Origin of the sequence: Pedobacter sp. Leaf216 (assembly GCF_001421515.1) — a bacterium.
In the GTDB taxonomy this organism is placed as follows: domain Bacteria; phylum Bacteroidota; class Bacteroidia; order Sphingobacteriales; family Sphingobacteriaceae; genus Pedobacter.
In genome coordinates this window covers 405,603-422,333 of sequence record NZ_LMKM01000012.1, presented here as the reverse complement: position 1 = coordinate 422,333, position 16,731 = coordinate 405,603, and the positions used below count along the sequence as shown (strand labels likewise).

15 protein-coding genes and 1 riboswitch are annotated in these 16,731 nt (G+C 38.1%); of the genes, 12 read left to right on the top strand and 3 right to left on the bottom strand.

Annotation, left to right across the window (positions count from 1 at the left end; all coding sequences use genetic code 11):
• Positions 1-45 precede the first annotated feature (45 nt).
• The 4 genes from era to ASE74_RS11625 all read left to right on the top strand — a co-directional run bounded on the left by era (position 46) and on the right by ASE74_RS11625 (position 3,697).
• On the top strand, positions 46-942 hold the full coding sequence (gene era, locus ASE74_RS11640) for a GTPase Era (protein ID WP_055908902.1): 897 nt from the start codon (positions 46-48) through the stop codon (positions 940-942).
• Between the two features lie 16 nt (positions 943-958).
• Positions 959-1,465 carry a thioredoxin family protein gene (locus ASE74_RS11635; RefSeq protein ID WP_055908899.1) on the top strand — a complete coding sequence of 169 codons (507 nt, stop codon included), beginning with the start codon at positions 959-961 and terminating at the stop codon, positions 1,463-1,465.
• Positions 1,466-1,621: 156 nt separating this feature from the next.
• Positions 1,622-2,923, top strand: a complete 1,302-nt coding sequence (der, locus tag ASE74_RS11630) for a ribosome biogenesis GTPase Der (protein WP_055908896.1) — start codon at positions 1,622-1,624, stop codon at positions 2,921-2,923.
• Positions 2,924-3,187: 264 nt separating this feature from the next.
• The gene (locus ASE74_RS11625) at positions 3,188-3,697 is read left to right on the top strand and encodes an N-acetyltransferase (RefSeq protein ID WP_200912297.1); all 510 of its coding nucleotides are present in this window, start codon (positions 3,188-3,190) and stop codon (positions 3,695-3,697) included.
• 144 nt (positions 3,698-3,841) lie between these two features.
• On the opposite strand, the gene ASE74_RS11620 is transcribed toward ASE74_RS11625, so the two are convergent.
• The 3 genes from ASE74_RS11620 to ASE74_RS11610 form a co-directional block, all read right to left on the bottom strand.
• Positions 3,842-4,348, bottom strand: coding sequence for a GNAT family N-acetyltransferase (locus ASE74_RS11620; protein WP_055908893.1), 507 nt, complete (start codon positions 4,346-4,348; stop codon positions 3,842-3,844).
• A gap of 133 nt (positions 4,349-4,481) precedes the next feature.
• Positions 4,482-5,078 (bottom strand): short chain dehydrogenase, encoded by a 597-nt coding sequence (locus tag ASE74_RS11615; RefSeq protein ID WP_055908889.1) that lies wholly within the window; start codon positions 5,076-5,078, stop codon positions 4,482-4,484.
• 152 nt (positions 5,079-5,230) lie between these two features.
• Positions 5,231-6,838, bottom strand: a complete 1,608-nt coding sequence (locus tag ASE74_RS11610) for a S41 family peptidase (RefSeq protein ID WP_055908887.1) — start codon at positions 6,836-6,838, stop codon at positions 5,231-5,233.
• Between the two features lie 190 nt (positions 6,839-7,028).
• Here ASE74_RS11610 and murQ point away from each other — a divergent pair, with 190 nt between their 5' ends.
• From murQ to ASE74_RS11570, 8 genes are all read left to right on the top strand, one after another.
• Positions 7,029-7,832 (top strand): N-acetylmuramic acid 6-phosphate etherase, encoded by an 804-nt coding sequence (gene murQ, locus ASE74_RS11605; RefSeq protein WP_055908884.1) that lies wholly within the window; start codon positions 7,029-7,031, stop codon positions 7,830-7,832.
• 68 nt (positions 7,833-7,900) lie between these two features.
• Positions 7,901-8,467, top strand: a complete 567-nt coding sequence (locus ASE74_RS11600) for a hypothetical protein (RefSeq protein ID WP_055908881.1) — start codon at positions 7,901-7,903, stop codon at positions 8,465-8,467.
• A 38-nt stretch (positions 8,468-8,505) separates the two neighbouring features.
• Positions 8,506-9,249, top strand: coding sequence for a Bax inhibitor-1/YccA family protein (locus ASE74_RS11595; protein ID WP_055908879.1), 744 nt, complete (start codon positions 8,506-8,508; stop codon positions 9,247-9,249).
• A 113-nt stretch (positions 9,250-9,362) separates the two neighbouring features.
• Positions 9,363-9,467, top strand: a riboswitch (SAM riboswitch).
• Between the two features lie 218 nt (positions 9,468-9,685).
• On the top strand, positions 9,686-13,387 hold the full coding sequence (metH, locus tag ASE74_RS11590) for a methionine synthase (protein WP_055908876.1): 3,702 nt from the start codon (positions 9,686-9,688) through the stop codon (positions 13,385-13,387).
• 73 nt (positions 13,388-13,460) lie between these two features.
• Complete coding sequence (metF, locus tag ASE74_RS11585; RefSeq protein WP_055908873.1) at positions 13,461-14,414, top strand: methylenetetrahydrofolate reductase [NAD(P)H]; 954 nt, start codon at positions 13,461-13,463, stop codon at positions 14,412-14,414.
• Between the two features lie 64 nt (positions 14,415-14,478).
• The gene (locus ASE74_RS11580; RefSeq protein WP_055908871.1) at positions 14,479-15,870 is read left to right on the top strand and encodes a pyridoxal-dependent decarboxylase; all 1,392 of its coding nucleotides are present in this window, start codon (positions 14,479-14,481) and stop codon (positions 15,868-15,870) included.
• A gap of 45 nt (positions 15,871-15,915) precedes the next feature.
• Positions 15,916-16,215: a hypothetical protein gene (locus ASE74_RS11575; RefSeq protein ID WP_055908867.1), complete on the top strand. Its 300-nt coding sequence runs from the start codon at positions 15,916-15,918 to the stop codon at positions 16,213-16,215.
• A gap of 77 nt (positions 16,216-16,292) precedes the next feature.
• Positions 16,293-16,706: a tail fiber domain-containing protein gene (locus ASE74_RS11570; RefSeq protein ID WP_055908866.1), complete on the top strand. Its 414-nt coding sequence runs from the start codon at positions 16,293-16,295 to the stop codon at positions 16,704-16,706.
• Positions 16,707-16,731 lie beyond the last annotated feature (25 nt).

The window sequence follows — 16,731 nt, the reverse complement described above, 5'->3', positions numbered from 1 at the left end:
TAATTCGTTTCTTTGTGCTGCAAATTTTTTTTAAAAAATATTTTAATGGCGCATAAAGCAGGTTTTGTTAGTATAATAGGTAAACCAAATGTAGGTAAATCTACCCTCATGAATGTGCTTGTAGGCGAGCGACTTAGCATTATAACTCCTAAGGCACAAACCACAAGGCACCGCATTTTAGGGATCGTAAATGAAGAAGAATATCAGATTGTTTTCTCTGATACACCCGGTATAATCAAGCCAAAATACAGTTTACAAGAGAGTATGATGAGCTTTGTGAACGGATCTTTGACCGATGCCGACGTACTTTTGTTCGTAACCGACATTAATGAAGAGCATGATGAAGAAGATGTTCTGGAGAAAATTCTGAACCGCAATATCCCAACAATTGTACTCATTAATAAGATTGATAAAGCAGAGCAGGAAAAGGTAGAAGAGAAGATTGCTTACTGGCAGGAGAAGCTAAATCCGGTTGCGATTTATGCAATTTCTGCTTTACATAAACACAATGTCGACGGATTATTGGACCGTATGCTGGAAATGTTGCCAGAACATCCACCATATTACGACAAAGAAGATTTGACAGATCGTTCAGAACGTTTCTTTGTTTCAGAAATCATCCGCGAAAAAATCTTCCTTAATTATCAGAAAGAAATTCCTTACAGTACCGAGGTAATTGTGAAAAGTTTTAAAGAAGAGGAAATGAAAAATGGTAAAGGTGCAATGGTGAGGATTACTGCAGAAATTGTGGTAGAACGCGATTCGCAGAAGAACATTTTGATAGGCACAGGCGGTAGTATGTTAAAGAAAGTAGGTACCGAAGCGCGTTTAGAAATTGAAAAGTTTTTGGATACTAAGGTTTTCCTGGAAATGTTTGTCAAAGTAATTCCAGATTGGAGAAGTAAAAAGAATTACTTAAAAAGCTTTGGTTACGACAATTAATTTCGATTTTTATTGTATGAAAAAAAGTTTAACGTTTCTCTTACTACTGATCTGTACAACAGTTTTCGCCCAGGAATCGAATAATGGGAAAAAATTGTGGGCAAAATCCATCCTCAATGAAAAAGCACCAGAACTTGTGGTGGAGAAATGGATTTCACAAAAGCCAGATACCAAAGGTAAATTCGTACTGATTGATTTTTGGGCAACCTGGTGTGGCCCGTGTAGGGCGTACATTCCTACTTTGAACGATATTCAGAAAAAATATGCTGATAAATTGGTAATTATTGGTGTTTCTGATGAAACTGTAGAAAAAGTAGAAGCTTTTAACAACCCAAAGATCAATTATTTTGAAGCCATTGATACCAAAGGAACAGTGAAAAATTTAATTGAAGTAAAAGGTATTCCGCATGCCATTCTAATCGATCCGAAAGGAATTGTAAGGTGGGAGGGCTTTCCATTGTTGCAAGGAAACCAATTGACCGAAGAAGTAATAAAAGGACTTTTAGATAAGTATAAAAATTAATATTAATGGAGGTTACGAAAATTAAGCGTACCTTTGCAGCCCGAAATAAATCGGTTAGTAGTTGATAGTCAATGGCTGATAGCCAAATAGTTTTGAGCAGCTTGCCCAAACACCACGACCGTTAACTATAAGCCATTAACTATCAATAGAACACCCATGAGTAATATTATAGCCATCGTAGGCAGGCCAAACGTAGGCAAGAGTACCCTTTTTAACAGACTAACTGAAAGCCGTAAGGCCATTGTTGATGACATGAGCGGTGTAACCCGCGACAGGCATTATGGAGTGGGCGAATGGACGAACAGACAATTTACCGTAATTGATACCGGTGGTTATGTTGCCAACTCGGAAGATGTTTATGAAGCAGCCATTCGTGAGCAGGTAATGATTGCCATTGAAGAAGCCAGTGTGCTGGTTTTTATGGTGGATGTAACTACAGGCATAACCGATCTTGATGATGACATTGCCCAGGTATTGCGCAGAAGTAATAAGCCTGTTTATGTTTGTGCCAATAAAGTAGATAATACTGCTTTATATAATGAAATCCATACTTTTTATGGTTTCGGATTAGGAGAAGTATACCCATTATCATCAATGACGGGTTCTGGAACAGGAGAATTGCTGGACGAGATTGTTAAAAACTTCGAAGATATTCCTGAAGAAGAAAATCAGTTGCCTAAGATTACCATAGCAGGCAGGCCTAATGTAGGTAAATCCTCTTTGGTAAATGCATTGATCGGTAAAGAGCGTAACATCGTTACTGCTAATGCAGGTACCACCCGCGATTCGATTAAAATTCATTACAATCAATTCGGACATGAGTTTATGTTAATTGATACTGCCGGATTACGTAAGAAAACGAAGGTTAAAGAGAACTTAGAGTTTTATTCGGTAATGCGTACCATCAAAGCTTTAGAAGAAGCTGATGTTGTGGTATTGATGATTGATGCTGTTGAAGGAATCGAAAGTCAGGATATAAATATCTTCCATTTGGCAGAAAAAAACAAAAAAGGGATTGTAATTTTGGTAAACAAATGGGATTTGATCGAAAAAAATACCCAAACCATGAAAGCTTTCGAAGACCAGATTCACGAACGCATCCGTCCTTTTACTGATGTGCCAATTATTTTTACTTCTGTATTAAACAAACAACGTATTTTCAAAGCAATTGAAGCCGCTTTAGAAGTTTATAAAAACCGCAGTAAGAAAATTCCTACATCTAAATTAAATGATGTAATGTTGCCGTTGATCGAGAAATTTCCACCACCGGCACTAAAAGGAAAACACATTAAAATTAAATACATCACGCAAATTAATGCCACTTCGCCAATGTTTGCCTTTTTCTGCAACTTGCCACAGTACATTAAAGATCCATATAAACGTTTTATTGAAAATAAATTAAGAGAAAACTTCGATTTCTCTGGGGCACCTATCCAAATTTATTTCAGACAGAAATAGGTTAGGGGCTTCAAGGTACATATCTTAAGGAGAAAATACCAAGAAATATTATTAAAACAGGGCTGCATTCCATAGCGGAAGCGGCCCTGTTTTGTTTTTGTCATTCTGAATAAGCATTTACGGAACATTTGGACTGAAGCGGCATTTATAGAGAGGTCGTCATTCCCAACCCGATAGCTATCGGGTTGGGAATCTTAATGCACTAACCTTTAAGATTCCCATCCGTGGGAGCCACAATCTGTAATTTATCGGTAACTTTGGCAAATGCAAATCCAAGTTCAAAATAGTCTTTCAAGCGATATCGATACCATTTTCGAGTTTTATGATATGGCTGTAGCCCATCAAAAAAAAGTATTCAATAAACATTGGCAGGGCTTCAGTAGAGAGATGGTCCAAAATGAAATTGATGAGAGCCGCCAATATAAAATATTGGTTGATGGCATTGTAGCCTGTGTTTTTGCTGTTACTTTCAATGATAAGTTAATTTGGGGCGATCGCGACCACGATGCCATTTATATCCACCGTATAGTTACACATCCCGAGTTTCGGGGTTATGCTTTTGTTAAGGAAATTATCAAATGGGCAAAAGTTTACGCTCTTCAGAACAGCATAAAATTTATCAGAATGGATACCTGGGCCGATAATGAAAAATTGCTCAAATATTACACCGGATCGGGTTTCAATTATGTTGGCGTTGTAACAATGGAACAAACAGATGGTTTGCCTAAGCATTACGAAGGCATTAGTTTGAGTTTATTTGAGATTCTGGTGTAATTATAAAACGGTCGTCATGCTGAACTTGTTTCAGTATCTTTCATGTAAAAAATAACCTTGTTGGATAGATCCTGAAATAAATTCAGGATGACGGTAACTACATAGATTCTATTCAGACATATTTTTAATTCGTGTCGGTAAAACTTACTTCAACTCAATCTTCCAGCTCAACATATCATCTACTTCGCCAATATGTTTAAAGTTATTCTTTTCCAATATAGAATAGGATGCCACATTATCTTTTGTAGTGGCTGCGAAAATAGATTTGACCTTTGGTTGCGCTTTTGCCCACTGAATTAATCTGCCTACTGCCTCCGTCATAAATCCTTTGCCCCTAAATTCTTCATAAGTACCGTAACCAATTTCAATTTCACCGTTCGCATCAGGTTCACCAACAAAACTAATTTCACCAATCATTCTTTGGTCGGGTTTGGAAATGATTGTCCAAAGTGTGTGGTATAAATAGTCTTTATCCTTATCAAAAACATGGGGTAAAATCGTTTGTTCAAGAGCAGACTGCAAAGAGGGGGAAATATTTTTTTTGGTTGGTAAAAGGTCGAATTCTTTTTCCAGCGAATGATCGTCTTTAATGTATTTTAAAAGTTGATCGTGTGTTAAAGGCTTTAAAATGAGGCGTTCATTTTCTATCATTTTCGAGAGTATTAAACAGACCAATATATGCTATGGATTTTTAATAACAATAAAAACAGCATGAGTTTTGGTGAATTCTATAAAAAACAAAATTTATCTCAATCAGAGACCGTGAATCAATGTTTTTCTATAATTAGAATACTTTTATTACCTGGCCGCTAACAATTCCAAAAACACTTTTCTCAAAAGCCTTAACCACTTTATCCATCGTTACCGGAATCTCTCCCGGGAACGAATCAAAATAGGCAGGTGAATCTTCAACCACATTTGGACTGATCACGTTTAAGCGAATGCCATTATCAAGTTCGGGTGCTGCTGCAATAACGAAAGCATTTAAACCTCCGTTAACTGTGCTTAGGGCAGCACCTGCCGCAACAGGATGATCAGACAATATTCCCGATATTAAACTAAAAGAACCACCCTTGCTAATGTAATGCTGGCCGATAAGTACCAAATTAACCTGCCCTAATAACTTATCCAGCAATCCGCTTTTAAATACTTCCCCCGTCATTTGGTTTAAAGGTGCAAATGGTGCTTTTCCGCTGGTGCTAATTAAGGCATCAAACTCGCCAATCTTTTCAAACATGGCTTTTATAGATGTTTCATCCGTAATATCTACCTGAACATCACCAGAAGTATTTCCCACACGGATTACTTCATGCTTTTGCGCAAATGCTTCAGCCACCTTTTTACCGAGCGTACCTGTTGCGCCAATAATTACTATTTTCATGTTAATTGATTTAATTTAAAAACACTTATTCAGCATCGGTATTAAACATCAATCAGCTTGAAATGTTTGTGTTGCAAGGAGGTATTCAATACAATTGTAGCTACCAGAATTTGAGGAGCCATCTAATTAAATAATCTAAAGGAATGTAGACTTTATTGAAGGTTAAGAAGTGCCTGCCTTACCGCATTATCGGTTTGGTTTGCGGCTTTGTAATACCCCACATCACCCAAATAATAGCGGCAAAGTAAAGCCTTTAAATCATTAAGGATAATCGTTTTTGAATTGTATAACTGAAATCGATCTATTTGTACATTTTTACGTTGTAAAAATCCTATAAAATCTTTAAAGTCGTTATCGTTTATAGTGAAGATATTGATATTCTGCTCCACAAATGAGGCACTGTATTTTGCGGTGAGTACATTAAAAACGTAATCAGAAAGTACTTTTTTACTCACCAGATTGCTGTAAAATTTATTATAGCCGGTGGTGTCCAATTTTACAAAAATATCGGGCTGGATGCCCCCCAAAGGTTTAACTTTTTTTGTAGGCTGGATATTTACACCTTCAGTTTTTTCAATCGAATCCTGAAAAGAAGTACGGTCGCCAGTTAATTCCCCATCCATCATGCGTTCATCAAGTTCGTGTTTATAGGCATCATAACCTTTTTTGTAAGATTTCTGAATGCTACGGCCCGATGGAGTATAATACCTGGCGATGGTTAAATTCAGCGCAGAGCCATCGCCAAAGGCAAATTGCTCCTGTACCAATCCTTTACCAAAAGATCGGCGGCCAACAATAATTCCGCGACCTAAATCCTGAATTGCCCCGGCTACAATTTCACTGGCCGAAGCTGTATTTTCATTAATTAATACCGCCAGCTTGCCATTTTGAAAAGCACCAGTTCCTGTAGAAAAATAATCGGTTCGTGGTTCATGTTTTCCCTGCGTATACACGATAAGTTTATTCTCAGCCAAAAACTGATCTGCAAGGCCAGTTGCAGCGGTAAAATAACCACCACCATTATCCCGGAGATCGAGGATGAGCTTCTTCATTCCCTTTGCTTTCAGGTTATTTGCAGCAACAGAGAAATCATTGTCTGTATTGGCACCAAATTTACTTATTCTTACATAACCGGTTTCATTGTTGATCATGTAAGCCGCATCAATACTACTAATATTTACTTTGCCACGGGTAACCATAATCCGGTTGGTTTGTGGTGCACCAGGATGTAAAAGAACCACGCTAACTCCTGTGCCCGACCTGCCTTTAAACCGGCCGGTAAGTTGGTCTTTTGGTAAATTTCTTCCACTTACTGTGGTAGAATCAATACTTAAAATTTTATCTCCCAGTTTTATGCCTGCCTGGTAAGCGGGGCCCTCTTTTACCACTCCGGTAACCATCATGGTATCATTAAGCATATAATATTCTATGCCTACCCCTTCAAAGTTTCCTTCAAGGTTATCTGTCATATCCTGCGCATCAGTTGGTGGCAGGTAAACACTATGCGGATCGAGTTGGTGTAAAACACTATCTATCGGTAAATTTTGAAGCGAATCTGTATTGATGTCATCAACATAATTTCCGTTGATGATGTGTAAAATCTCATTTAATTTTTCATCGCTATTGCTGGCAAGCTGAGGACTTTTTTTTACGCCAAAACCTTGATCTTTAATAAATTTTATGCCCAAAAACATGCCCGCTATTAAAATAACAGAATAGCTCAAAGCAATCAACATGTTGTTACGGGTATTTTTTTTCATCGGCGTTACTGCAAATTTATGAAAATAAGCGGGTTGATATATTTTTTAACTGCTTTTTAGTGTCTTTTGTTTATAATAATTAACATAAATTAACCCAACCTGGGTATATATTGAAATTTATAGCGCATATTTTTGGATTTTTAAGGCAGTTTTTAAAAAGAATTTACCGAATTTTATCAAAATTAAATTTATGAACAGAGTTACCGAGCAAGAATCTAATTATAACCACATCGATCAGATGTCGGTGTTAGAAGTTCTGCAGGGCATTAATAACGAAGATAAAACAGTTGCATTTGCAGTAGAAAAATCTTTGCCTCAGATCGAAAAACTAACATCGGCAGTTGCCGAGCGGATGAAAAAAGGTGGTCGTCTTTTTTATATAGGCGCAGGTACCAGCGGCCGTTTGGGCGTGGTAGATGCATCCGAATGTCCACCTACTTATGGCGTTCCATTTGATTGGGTTGTGGGCATTATTGCCGGTGGCGATACCGCCATTAGGAAAGCTGTAGAATTTGCTGAAGATGATGCCGAGCAAGCCTGGAAAGATTTGCAGGAATTTAATATTAATGAGAAAGATTGCCTGGTGGGTTTGGCTGCCTCAGGTACTACACCATATGTAATTGGGGGTTTAAATACTGCCCGCAAACATGGCATATTAACCGGATGTATTGTATGTAATACTGGCGGACCTATTGCAGCAGAATCTGATTTTCCGGTAGAAGTGGTGGTTGGACCAGAATTTGTAACCGGATCGACACGAATGAAATCGGGCACGGCGCAAAAACTGGTATTAAATATGTTAAGCACTACAGTTATGGTGCAGTTAGGGCGTGTGGTTGGCAATAAAATGGTAGATATGCAGTTAACCAATCACAAATTGGTAGATAGAGGGACGCAAATGGTTGCCGATGAGCTGAATATTGGTTACGATGAAGCCGCAGAATTGTTAACCCGTTACGGAAGTGTACGTAAAGCAGTAGAAGCAGGACATTAAAAATGATAGAAAAATGGATTGAATGAATTTAATCATTCAATAATTTATCTATTCAATAAATAAAAATTATGCACGAGATAGAGCCTTATTACCAGTGGAGAGATGATTATATTTCGGCAGAAGATGAGCGGTCGCCATTTTACAATACCGAATATTCTGAACTTTACTTCGATAAGCAGATATATAACTTTTTATTGCATCCGCAATGGGACGAATTTGGTTCTAATACACTTTATATGAAAGTGTTGTATGCCGATTACGACCGCAGTTACGCCATTATTGAATTTATAGGTGAGTGGAACGATGCCATTAACAACGATATAATGTTAATGAAGCGCGATATTTTAGAACTCATGATGGATGAAGGCATTAATAAATTTATCCTTATCGGTGAAAATGTACTGAATTTCCATGCATCCGACGATAGCTATTACGAAGAGTGGTTTCAGGAAGTAGAAGATGGATGGATTGTTGGCGTCAATTTTCAGGAGCATGTAATTACCGAGTTCAGGGATAATAACATCGATTATTACATTAACTTTGGGGGTGCTTTTGACCATCTGCCATGGCGAACATTAAAACCCTTACAATTCTTTAAAAAAGTTGAAGAACTGCTGACAAAAAGATTGAACTAAATATTTATTTTTATATAGTTAAATACACAAAATTTAAAATGGAACAACAAAATTATCAATATCAAGACAACAGTGTTTTTGTACAAGAAAAATCTGTTTCTAAAAAATTCTTTGCAAACGTTTTCTTATGGATGTTCGTTGCATTGCTATTATCTACGCTTTCAGCTTTTTACATTTCGAATAGTGAGAGTGCATTGAGGTCGTTAATCGACTTTGAAACAGGTAGAAGAACAGCTTTAGGTTATGTAGCCATGTTTGCGCCGCTTGGATTAGTTTTATTAATGGGCGCGGGTTTTAACAAATTATCTTATGGTGCACTATTAGGCGTTTTTGTGCTTTTCTCTATTTTATTAGGAGTGAGTTTAAGCTTTATTCTTTTAATTTATACAGGAGCCTCAATCATTACCTGTTTTGCCGCTGCTGCTGGTATTTTTGGCATTATGGCTTTTATGGGCTATACTACTAATATCGACTTAAGTAAGTTTGGTCCTATCTTAATGGTAGGTGTTGCTGGATTATTTATTGCGAGCATTCTTAACATGTTTATTAAAAGCGAACAATTTAGCCTGATTATGGCCTTTGTAGGTATTGCAGTATTTACTGCGTTAACTGCATATGATGTGCAGAAAATCAAAAGAATTGGGATGGGAATCCAAGAGAGTGGAGAAGCAATTCCAGAAGCAGATACTAAAAAACTGGCAATAATGGCGGCTTTAAATTTATATCTGGATTTCATCAATATCTTCCTTTTCTTACTACGTATTTTCGGAAGCAGAAAATAGACATTAACAAAACAATATTCTTAAGGCCGTGCAGAATTGCATGGCCTTTGTAATTTTATTTGGCAGCAAAGCGATAAATTTTGGAATTGATGTAGCTTTGTTGCATTTTTGTATGCTTATTAAGAAAGACGGAGGGATTAGACCCAACGAAGTCTTAGCAACCTGTAACCGTACAAGGTGCTAAATTCTATCCTGAATTATTCGGGACCAGATAAGTTTAGGATTACGATTCACGTACCAACTTTTTAAATAAGCCTTTTAGAGACTTGAGATTATAGATTTGAGACTATAGATCTGAGACCATAGATTTGAGACCGTAGATTTGAAAGTTGAGACATAGCGTCTACCCAATTTTATATATCTGACACCTCATATCGCATATCTCATATCTGATATCTGATATCCCGTATCTCATATCTCAAATCTTACAACAAGAATGAACATAAGAGAAGAATTAGAGAAACGTATTTTGGTGATTGATGGTGCAATGGGTACCATGATTCAGCGATATACTTTAACAGAAGAAGATTTTAGAGGCGAGCGATTTAAAAATCATCCCTGTGATGTAAAAGGCAATAACGATTTGCTTAACATTACACGTCCGGATATTATTAAAACCATACACCTGGAGTATTTGGCAGCTGGTGCCGATATTATCGAAACCAATACGTTCAGTACCCAGCGCATTTCTATGGCCGATTACCAGATGGAAGATCTCTCTTATGAAATGAGTTTCGAAGGGGCGCGTGTGGCAAAAGATGCCGTAAACGAATTTATGGCTGCAAATCCAGACCGTAAGTGTTTCGTTGCTGGTGCTATAGGCCCAACCAACCGTACCCTTTCCATGTCGCCGAATGTAAACGACCCTGGTTTTAGAGCGGTTTATTTTGATGAACTCGAAGCAGCTTATTACGAGCAGGTACGTGGTTTGGTAGATGGAGGTTCAGACGTCTTATTAATCGAAACCATTTTTGATACCTTAAATGCTAAAGTGGCTATTGTAGCCATTAAAAAATATGAGGAAGTTATTGGTCGTAAACTGGAAATTATGATTTCTGGTACCATTACCGATGCTTCCGGCAGAACACTTTCAGGTCAAACTGCCGAAGCTTTTTTAAACTCTGTAATGCATGCAAAACCTTTAAGTATCGGTTTTAACTGTGCTTTAGGAGCTAAAGAAATGCGTCCGCATATAGAAGAACTTGCTGCAAAAGCAGGTTGCTATGTATCGGCCTATCCAAACGCAGGTTTACCAAATGAGTTCGGCGCATACGATGAGCAGCCGCATGAAACAGCCCATTTGGTAGATGATTTTATTGCATCAGGCTTTGTTAATATTGTTGGGGGCTGTTGCGGTACCACGCCAGATCATATTGGTTGTATTGCCAAAAATGCTAGAAAAGCCGAACCACGGAAAATCCCTGTACTTGAACCCTACATGCGGTTAAGCGGATTGGAACCTGTAACCATCACTCCAGAAAGCATTTTTGTAAATATAGGAGAAAGAACAAATATAACCGGATCGCCAAAATTTTCCAAATTGATTTTAGGTGGTGATTACGAAGCCGCTCTGGCCGTTGCCTTACAGCAGGTTGAAGGTGGTGCACAGGTAATTGATGTGAACATGGATGAAGGGATGTTGGATTCGGAAGCAGCAATGACCAAATTCTTAAACCTCATTGCCTCTGAACCTGATATTGCCAAATTGCCTATCATGGTCGATTCATCCAAATGGTCGGTTATTGAAAATGGCTTAAAATGTTTGCAGGGAAAAGGAATTGTAAACTCCATTTCACTAAAAGAAGGAGAAGATAAATTTCGCGAAAGTGCCCGCAAAATTATGCAATATGGTGCAGCCGTAGTTGTTATGGCATTTGATGAGCAAGGGCAGGCCGATAATTATGAGCGCAGAAAAGAAATCTGTAAAAGAAGTTACGATATCTTAGTAAACGAAATCGGTTTCCCCGCAGAGGATATCATTTTCGACCCGAATATTTTAACTGTTGCAACCGGCTTAGAAGAGCATAATAATTATGCTGTCGATTTTATTAATGCCACCCGATGGATTAAAGAGAACCTTCCTCATGCAAAAGTAAGCGGAGGGGTTTCCAATATTTCTTTCTCTTTTAGAGGGAATAACACCGTTAGAGAAGCAATGCACTCTGCATTTCTTTATCACGCCATTCAGGCAGGTTTAGATATGGGAATCGTTAATGCAGGGATGTTGGAAGTTTACCAGGAAATTCCACCTGAATTGTTAGAAAGGGTAGAAGATGTACTCTTAAACCGAAGAGACGATGCTACAGAGCGATTGGTAGAATATGCAGATACGGTAAAATCAAAAGGAAAAGAAGTAGTTAAAGATGAAGAGTGGAGAAAAGGCCCGGTTGAAGAAAGGTTATCACACTCGCTTGTAAAAGGAATTGTAGAATACCTGGATGATGATGTAGAAGAAGCAAGGCAAAAATATGCCCGCCCAATCCAGGTTATCGAAGGGCCATTGATGGATGGAATGAACATTGTAGGTGATTTATTCGGTGCCGGGAAAATGTTCCTGCCCCAGGTGGTAAAATCAGCAAGGGTAATGAAAAAAGCCGTAGCCTACTTATTGCCGTTTATCGAACAAGAGAAATTGGATAATCCCGATCAGGATCAAAATTCATCAGCAGGAAGAGTATTAATGGCCACAGTTAAAGGTGATGTACATGATATTGGAAAAAATATTGTGGGTGTGGTATTGGCTTGTAACAACTTCGAAATTGTAGATATGGGCGTGATGGTTCCTGCACAGGAAATCATTAAAAAGGCCAAAGAAATAAAAGCAGATATTATTGGTTTAAGTGGATTAATTACACCTTCATTAGATGAAATGGTTCACTTTGCCAAAGAAATGGAACGCGAAGGTTTTACCATTCCATTAATTATCGGAGGAGCTACAACTTCAAGAATCCATGCTGCGGTAAAAGTAGCACCAAATTATTCAGGGCCTGCCATTCACGTGTTGGATGCTTCAAGAAGCGTTACCGTTTGCAGCACCTTGATGAACCCTGAAACAAGAGACGATTACATTGCTGGTATTAGAGCCGAATATGATAAAGCCCGAGAAGCACACTTAAATAAAAGATCGGATAAACGTTTTAAAACACTTGAGGAAGCACGTGAGCATAAATTTAAGATCGATTTTCAACCCAACCTGCCGGTGCCGGAATTTACAGGCACCAGGGTTTTCGATAATTATCCTTTAGAAGAACTGGTACCATATATCGATTGGACACCTTTTTTCCATACATGGGAGCTCCGGGGAAGCTATCCAAAAATTTTCGATGATAAAAATGTTGGCGATGAAGCGAAAAAGCTTTTCGATGACGCGCAGACTTTGTTAAAACGCATCCTTGATGAAAAGCTATTAACAGCAAGAGCCGTAATTGGTTTTTGGCCAGCAAATGCAGTAGGAGATGATATTGAGTTGAAAGTTGCCAGTGATCAGTTGTCAAATGACTCTGAACTGAAAGCTGAGAACTCCAAACTGGTAACCATCCACACCCTCCGCCAGCAGGCAGAAAAAGTAGAGGGGCAGCCTTATTATGCCTTATCTGATTTTATTGCGCCGAAAGAAAGCGGTATTCAGGATTATTTTGGCGGTTTTGCAGTAACAGCAGGTATCGGTATTGATGAATTGGTAAATGAGTTCGAGGCCAATTACGACGATTATAATAGCATTATGGCTAAAGCACTGGCCGATCGTTTAGCTGAAGCCTTTGCAGAGCGCATGCACGAACGTGTACGAAAAGAATACTGGGGTTATGCACAAGATGAAAACTTAAGCAATCAGGAATTAATTAAAGAGGAATATGCAGGTATCCGTCCCGCACCAGGTTACCCTGCCTGTCCGGAACACACTGAAAAAGGCACTTTATTCGAATTGCTTGATGCAGAGAATAAAATCGGATTACATTTAACCGAAAGTTATGCCATGTATCCTACAGCAGCGGTAAGTGGATTTTATTTCGCACACCCTGATTCAAGATATTTCGGTTTAGGAAAAATTACCAAAGATCAGATAGAGGATTATGCCATCAGGAAAAACATGCCGATTGAAGAAGTGGAGCGGTGGTTAAGTCCGAATTTAGCTTATTAACCCCAATCCATAACAGAGGAGAGGAATCGTATTACAATTAAAACTTAAAGTCCCGATTATTCGGGATTAGGCTATGAAGATTACAGACCATATAAAAAACGCAAAGGGTAAAACCTTATTCTCATTTGAATTATTACCGCCAGTAAAAGGACAGAGCATCCAATGGATTTACGATGCCATAGAACCACTTTTGGAGTTTAATCCGCCATTTATTGATGTGACTTCGCTCCGTGAGGATTACATTTATAAAGAACAGGCAAATGGTTTGTTGCAAAAAGTATCATACCGCAAGCGTCCTGGTACCATTGCTATTTGTGCGGCCATAATTCACAAATATAAAGTTGATGCCGTTCCACACCTGATCTGCGGTGGCTTTACCAAAGAAGAAACCGAAAATGCACTGATTGATTTACAGTTTTTAGGTATAGATAATGTTTTGGCTTTGCGTGGTGATGCCCGTAAAGCTGATGGAAATTTCGTTCCAACTCCTGGCGGACACTGTTATGCTACAGATTTGATCGAACACATTAAAAACCATAACGAGGGTAAATTTTTGCACGAAGATGTAGAAACTTTTAAAAGTGATTTCTGTATCGGCGTGGCAGGTTATCCCGAAAAGCACTTCGAAGCACCCAATATGAGTACCGATTTTAAATTTTTGAAAAAGAAGGTAGAAGCCGGAGCAGAATTTATTGTAACCCAGATGTTTTTTGATAACCAAAAGTATTTCGATTTCGTAAAAAAATGCCGGGAACATGATATCAATGTGCCAATTATACCTGGTTTGAAACCGATTAGCACCTTATCACAGCTAAATGTTTTGCCAAAGATTTTTCATATAGATTTACCCGATGAGTTAACTGATGCATTATCGCATGCCAAAAATAATAATGAGGCAAAAGAGATCGGTACAGAAGCAATGATTAAACAATGTAAAGAATTGATAGATTTTGGCGCTCCGGTATTACACTTTTACACAATGGGCCGCCCTGAGCAGACCAAAAAAATTGCAAAGGCCATATTTTAATATTATTTACCAAGTATCCCTTATTCCGTGGTAATCTGTGTTTCCATGGCAAAAATAGTTAGCGATGAACAATTTACATACAGATCAACAAAACCTTGATGCTATACTAACAGAAGTTAAACAACAGGGAATAAATTATTTAAATCACATTCATGAACGCTCAACAGCCAGTTCGGGTAACGTAGAAACGGTTATCAATTTAAACGAAGAGGGGATTGGTGCCAAAAATACCATGGCTCAATTTAACCAACGTTTCGAACCCATTATGGTGGCCTCTTCTGGCCCAAGGTACTGGGGTTTTGTTACCGGAGGAACCACACCTGCTGCTATTGCTGGCGATTGGCTTGCCACCATCTACGATCAAAACACCCAAAGCGCAAATGGTAATGGCGATGTTTCCGCTAAAATCGAACTCGAAACCATTCAGTTATTACTTTCCTTATTTAACCTGCCGAAAGATTTCTTTGGTGGTTTTGTAACAGGAGCTACCTTATCTAATTTTACTTGTTTAGCGGTAGCCAGACAATGGATTGGAAAACAGATGGGTAAAGATTTTGCTAGGGAAGGCATTTCGGGAAATGTAAAGATACTATCTGCCACGCCACATTCATCTGCCATTAAATCCTTATCCATGCTTGGTTTAGGCAGCAGCAATGTTATACAGGTAAATGTATTGCAAGGTAATCGCGAAGCTTTGGATGTTGCAGATCTTGAGCTTAAAATACAAGCTTTAAATGGCGAGCCTTTCATCTTAATTTCTAGCGCAGGTACCGTAAATACGGTAGATTTTGATGATTTTGAAGCCATTAATGTATTAAAAGATAAGTATAATTTTTGGTGGCATATTGATGCTGCTTTTGGCGGTTTCGCAGCTTGTTCGCCCAAATACAAACACCTGCTTAAAGGCTGGGAAAATGCCGATAGCATTACAGTAGATTGCCACAAATGGTTAAATGTGCCTTACGAAAGTGCGGTATTTTTTGTTAAAGAAAAGCATCAGCTGCTACAGGTAGAAACGTTCCAAAACTCCAATGCTGCTTATTTAGGTAATCCGCTTGAAAATTTTAGCTATTTAAACTTTCTGCCAGAAAATTCACGCCGCCTCAAGGCCTTACCTGCCTGGTTTACCTTAACAAGTTACGGAAAACAAGGGTATCAGGATATTGTAGAAAGTAACGTTGAAATGGCCCTACAGTTTGCCGATTTCATTAATGAAAATTCAAACTTCGAATTGCTGGCACCCGTGCGTTTAAATACTGTTTGTTTCTCATTAACCGATGAAAATTTAGTAACAACATTTCTGAATAAATTAAATGCGAGTGGTAAAGTATTTTTGACCCCGACATTTTACAATGGGAAAAAAGGAATCCGGGCTGCTTTCGTAAATTGGCGTACATCAGCTAGTGATGTGAAATCAGTTACTACAACCATGCTCCAAATTCTTACAGAACTTTAACCATAATTTTATTGTTTTTAAGGTACACGACTTATATTTGCAACAATGAAGTTTAATACCTTTAAATACGTTTTGATCAGCTGCATTGCCCTAACTTTTTTCTTAAAAGTAAGCAATCTGGTTTCGTATTTAAGCTATTCTGTTGATATTGAAGTTTTATCAACCAATGATGACGCGACAGAGAAAGAAGAAAAAAAAATAGAAACTGAATATGCTGTGCAGCAGATGATGTTTCAATATGAGATAAATTTCCCTTTTCAAAGTTCAAAAAAGGTCATCATCCCCGATCATTCTTTTAAATTAGCTTACTTTCCTGAGGTTTTAACTCCTCCACCTTCCGTATAAGAATAAATTTTTACCGTTCAACTCCGCTTCTAAGAAACGGAAACAATTATCTATTTTAAAAATTACAAATTATATATATGAAACGAGCAATTTCATTCGCAGTGTTGTTAATCGCTGCTTCGTTAAAAATCAGTGCACAAGAGGTTGTGCAAAATAATGTTAAACCAGTAGAAAATGCCCTAACACAGGTTACAAAGCTGCAACCAGTAAGTTTTACCTATGATAAAGTTTGGGCAGAGAAATTGAAATTATCTGCCAGACCACAATATGGTTTTGTAGGGGCCGATGCTAAAGCTGCCGTTCCTGAACTTGTTTCCGTTCAGGCAAAAAGTTATCCATCCGGTAAAAATGCTTTTCAAAACGCTACCATAACCAGGGTTGATTACGAAAATTTAGTTCCGCTTTTGGTGGCCAGTATAAAAGAGCAACAACAGCAAATTGAACAATTACAGCATGAATTAAGAGCGTTAAAATCACAAAATGCCAAATAGAAAAAATCCCGATGTAAATCGGGAT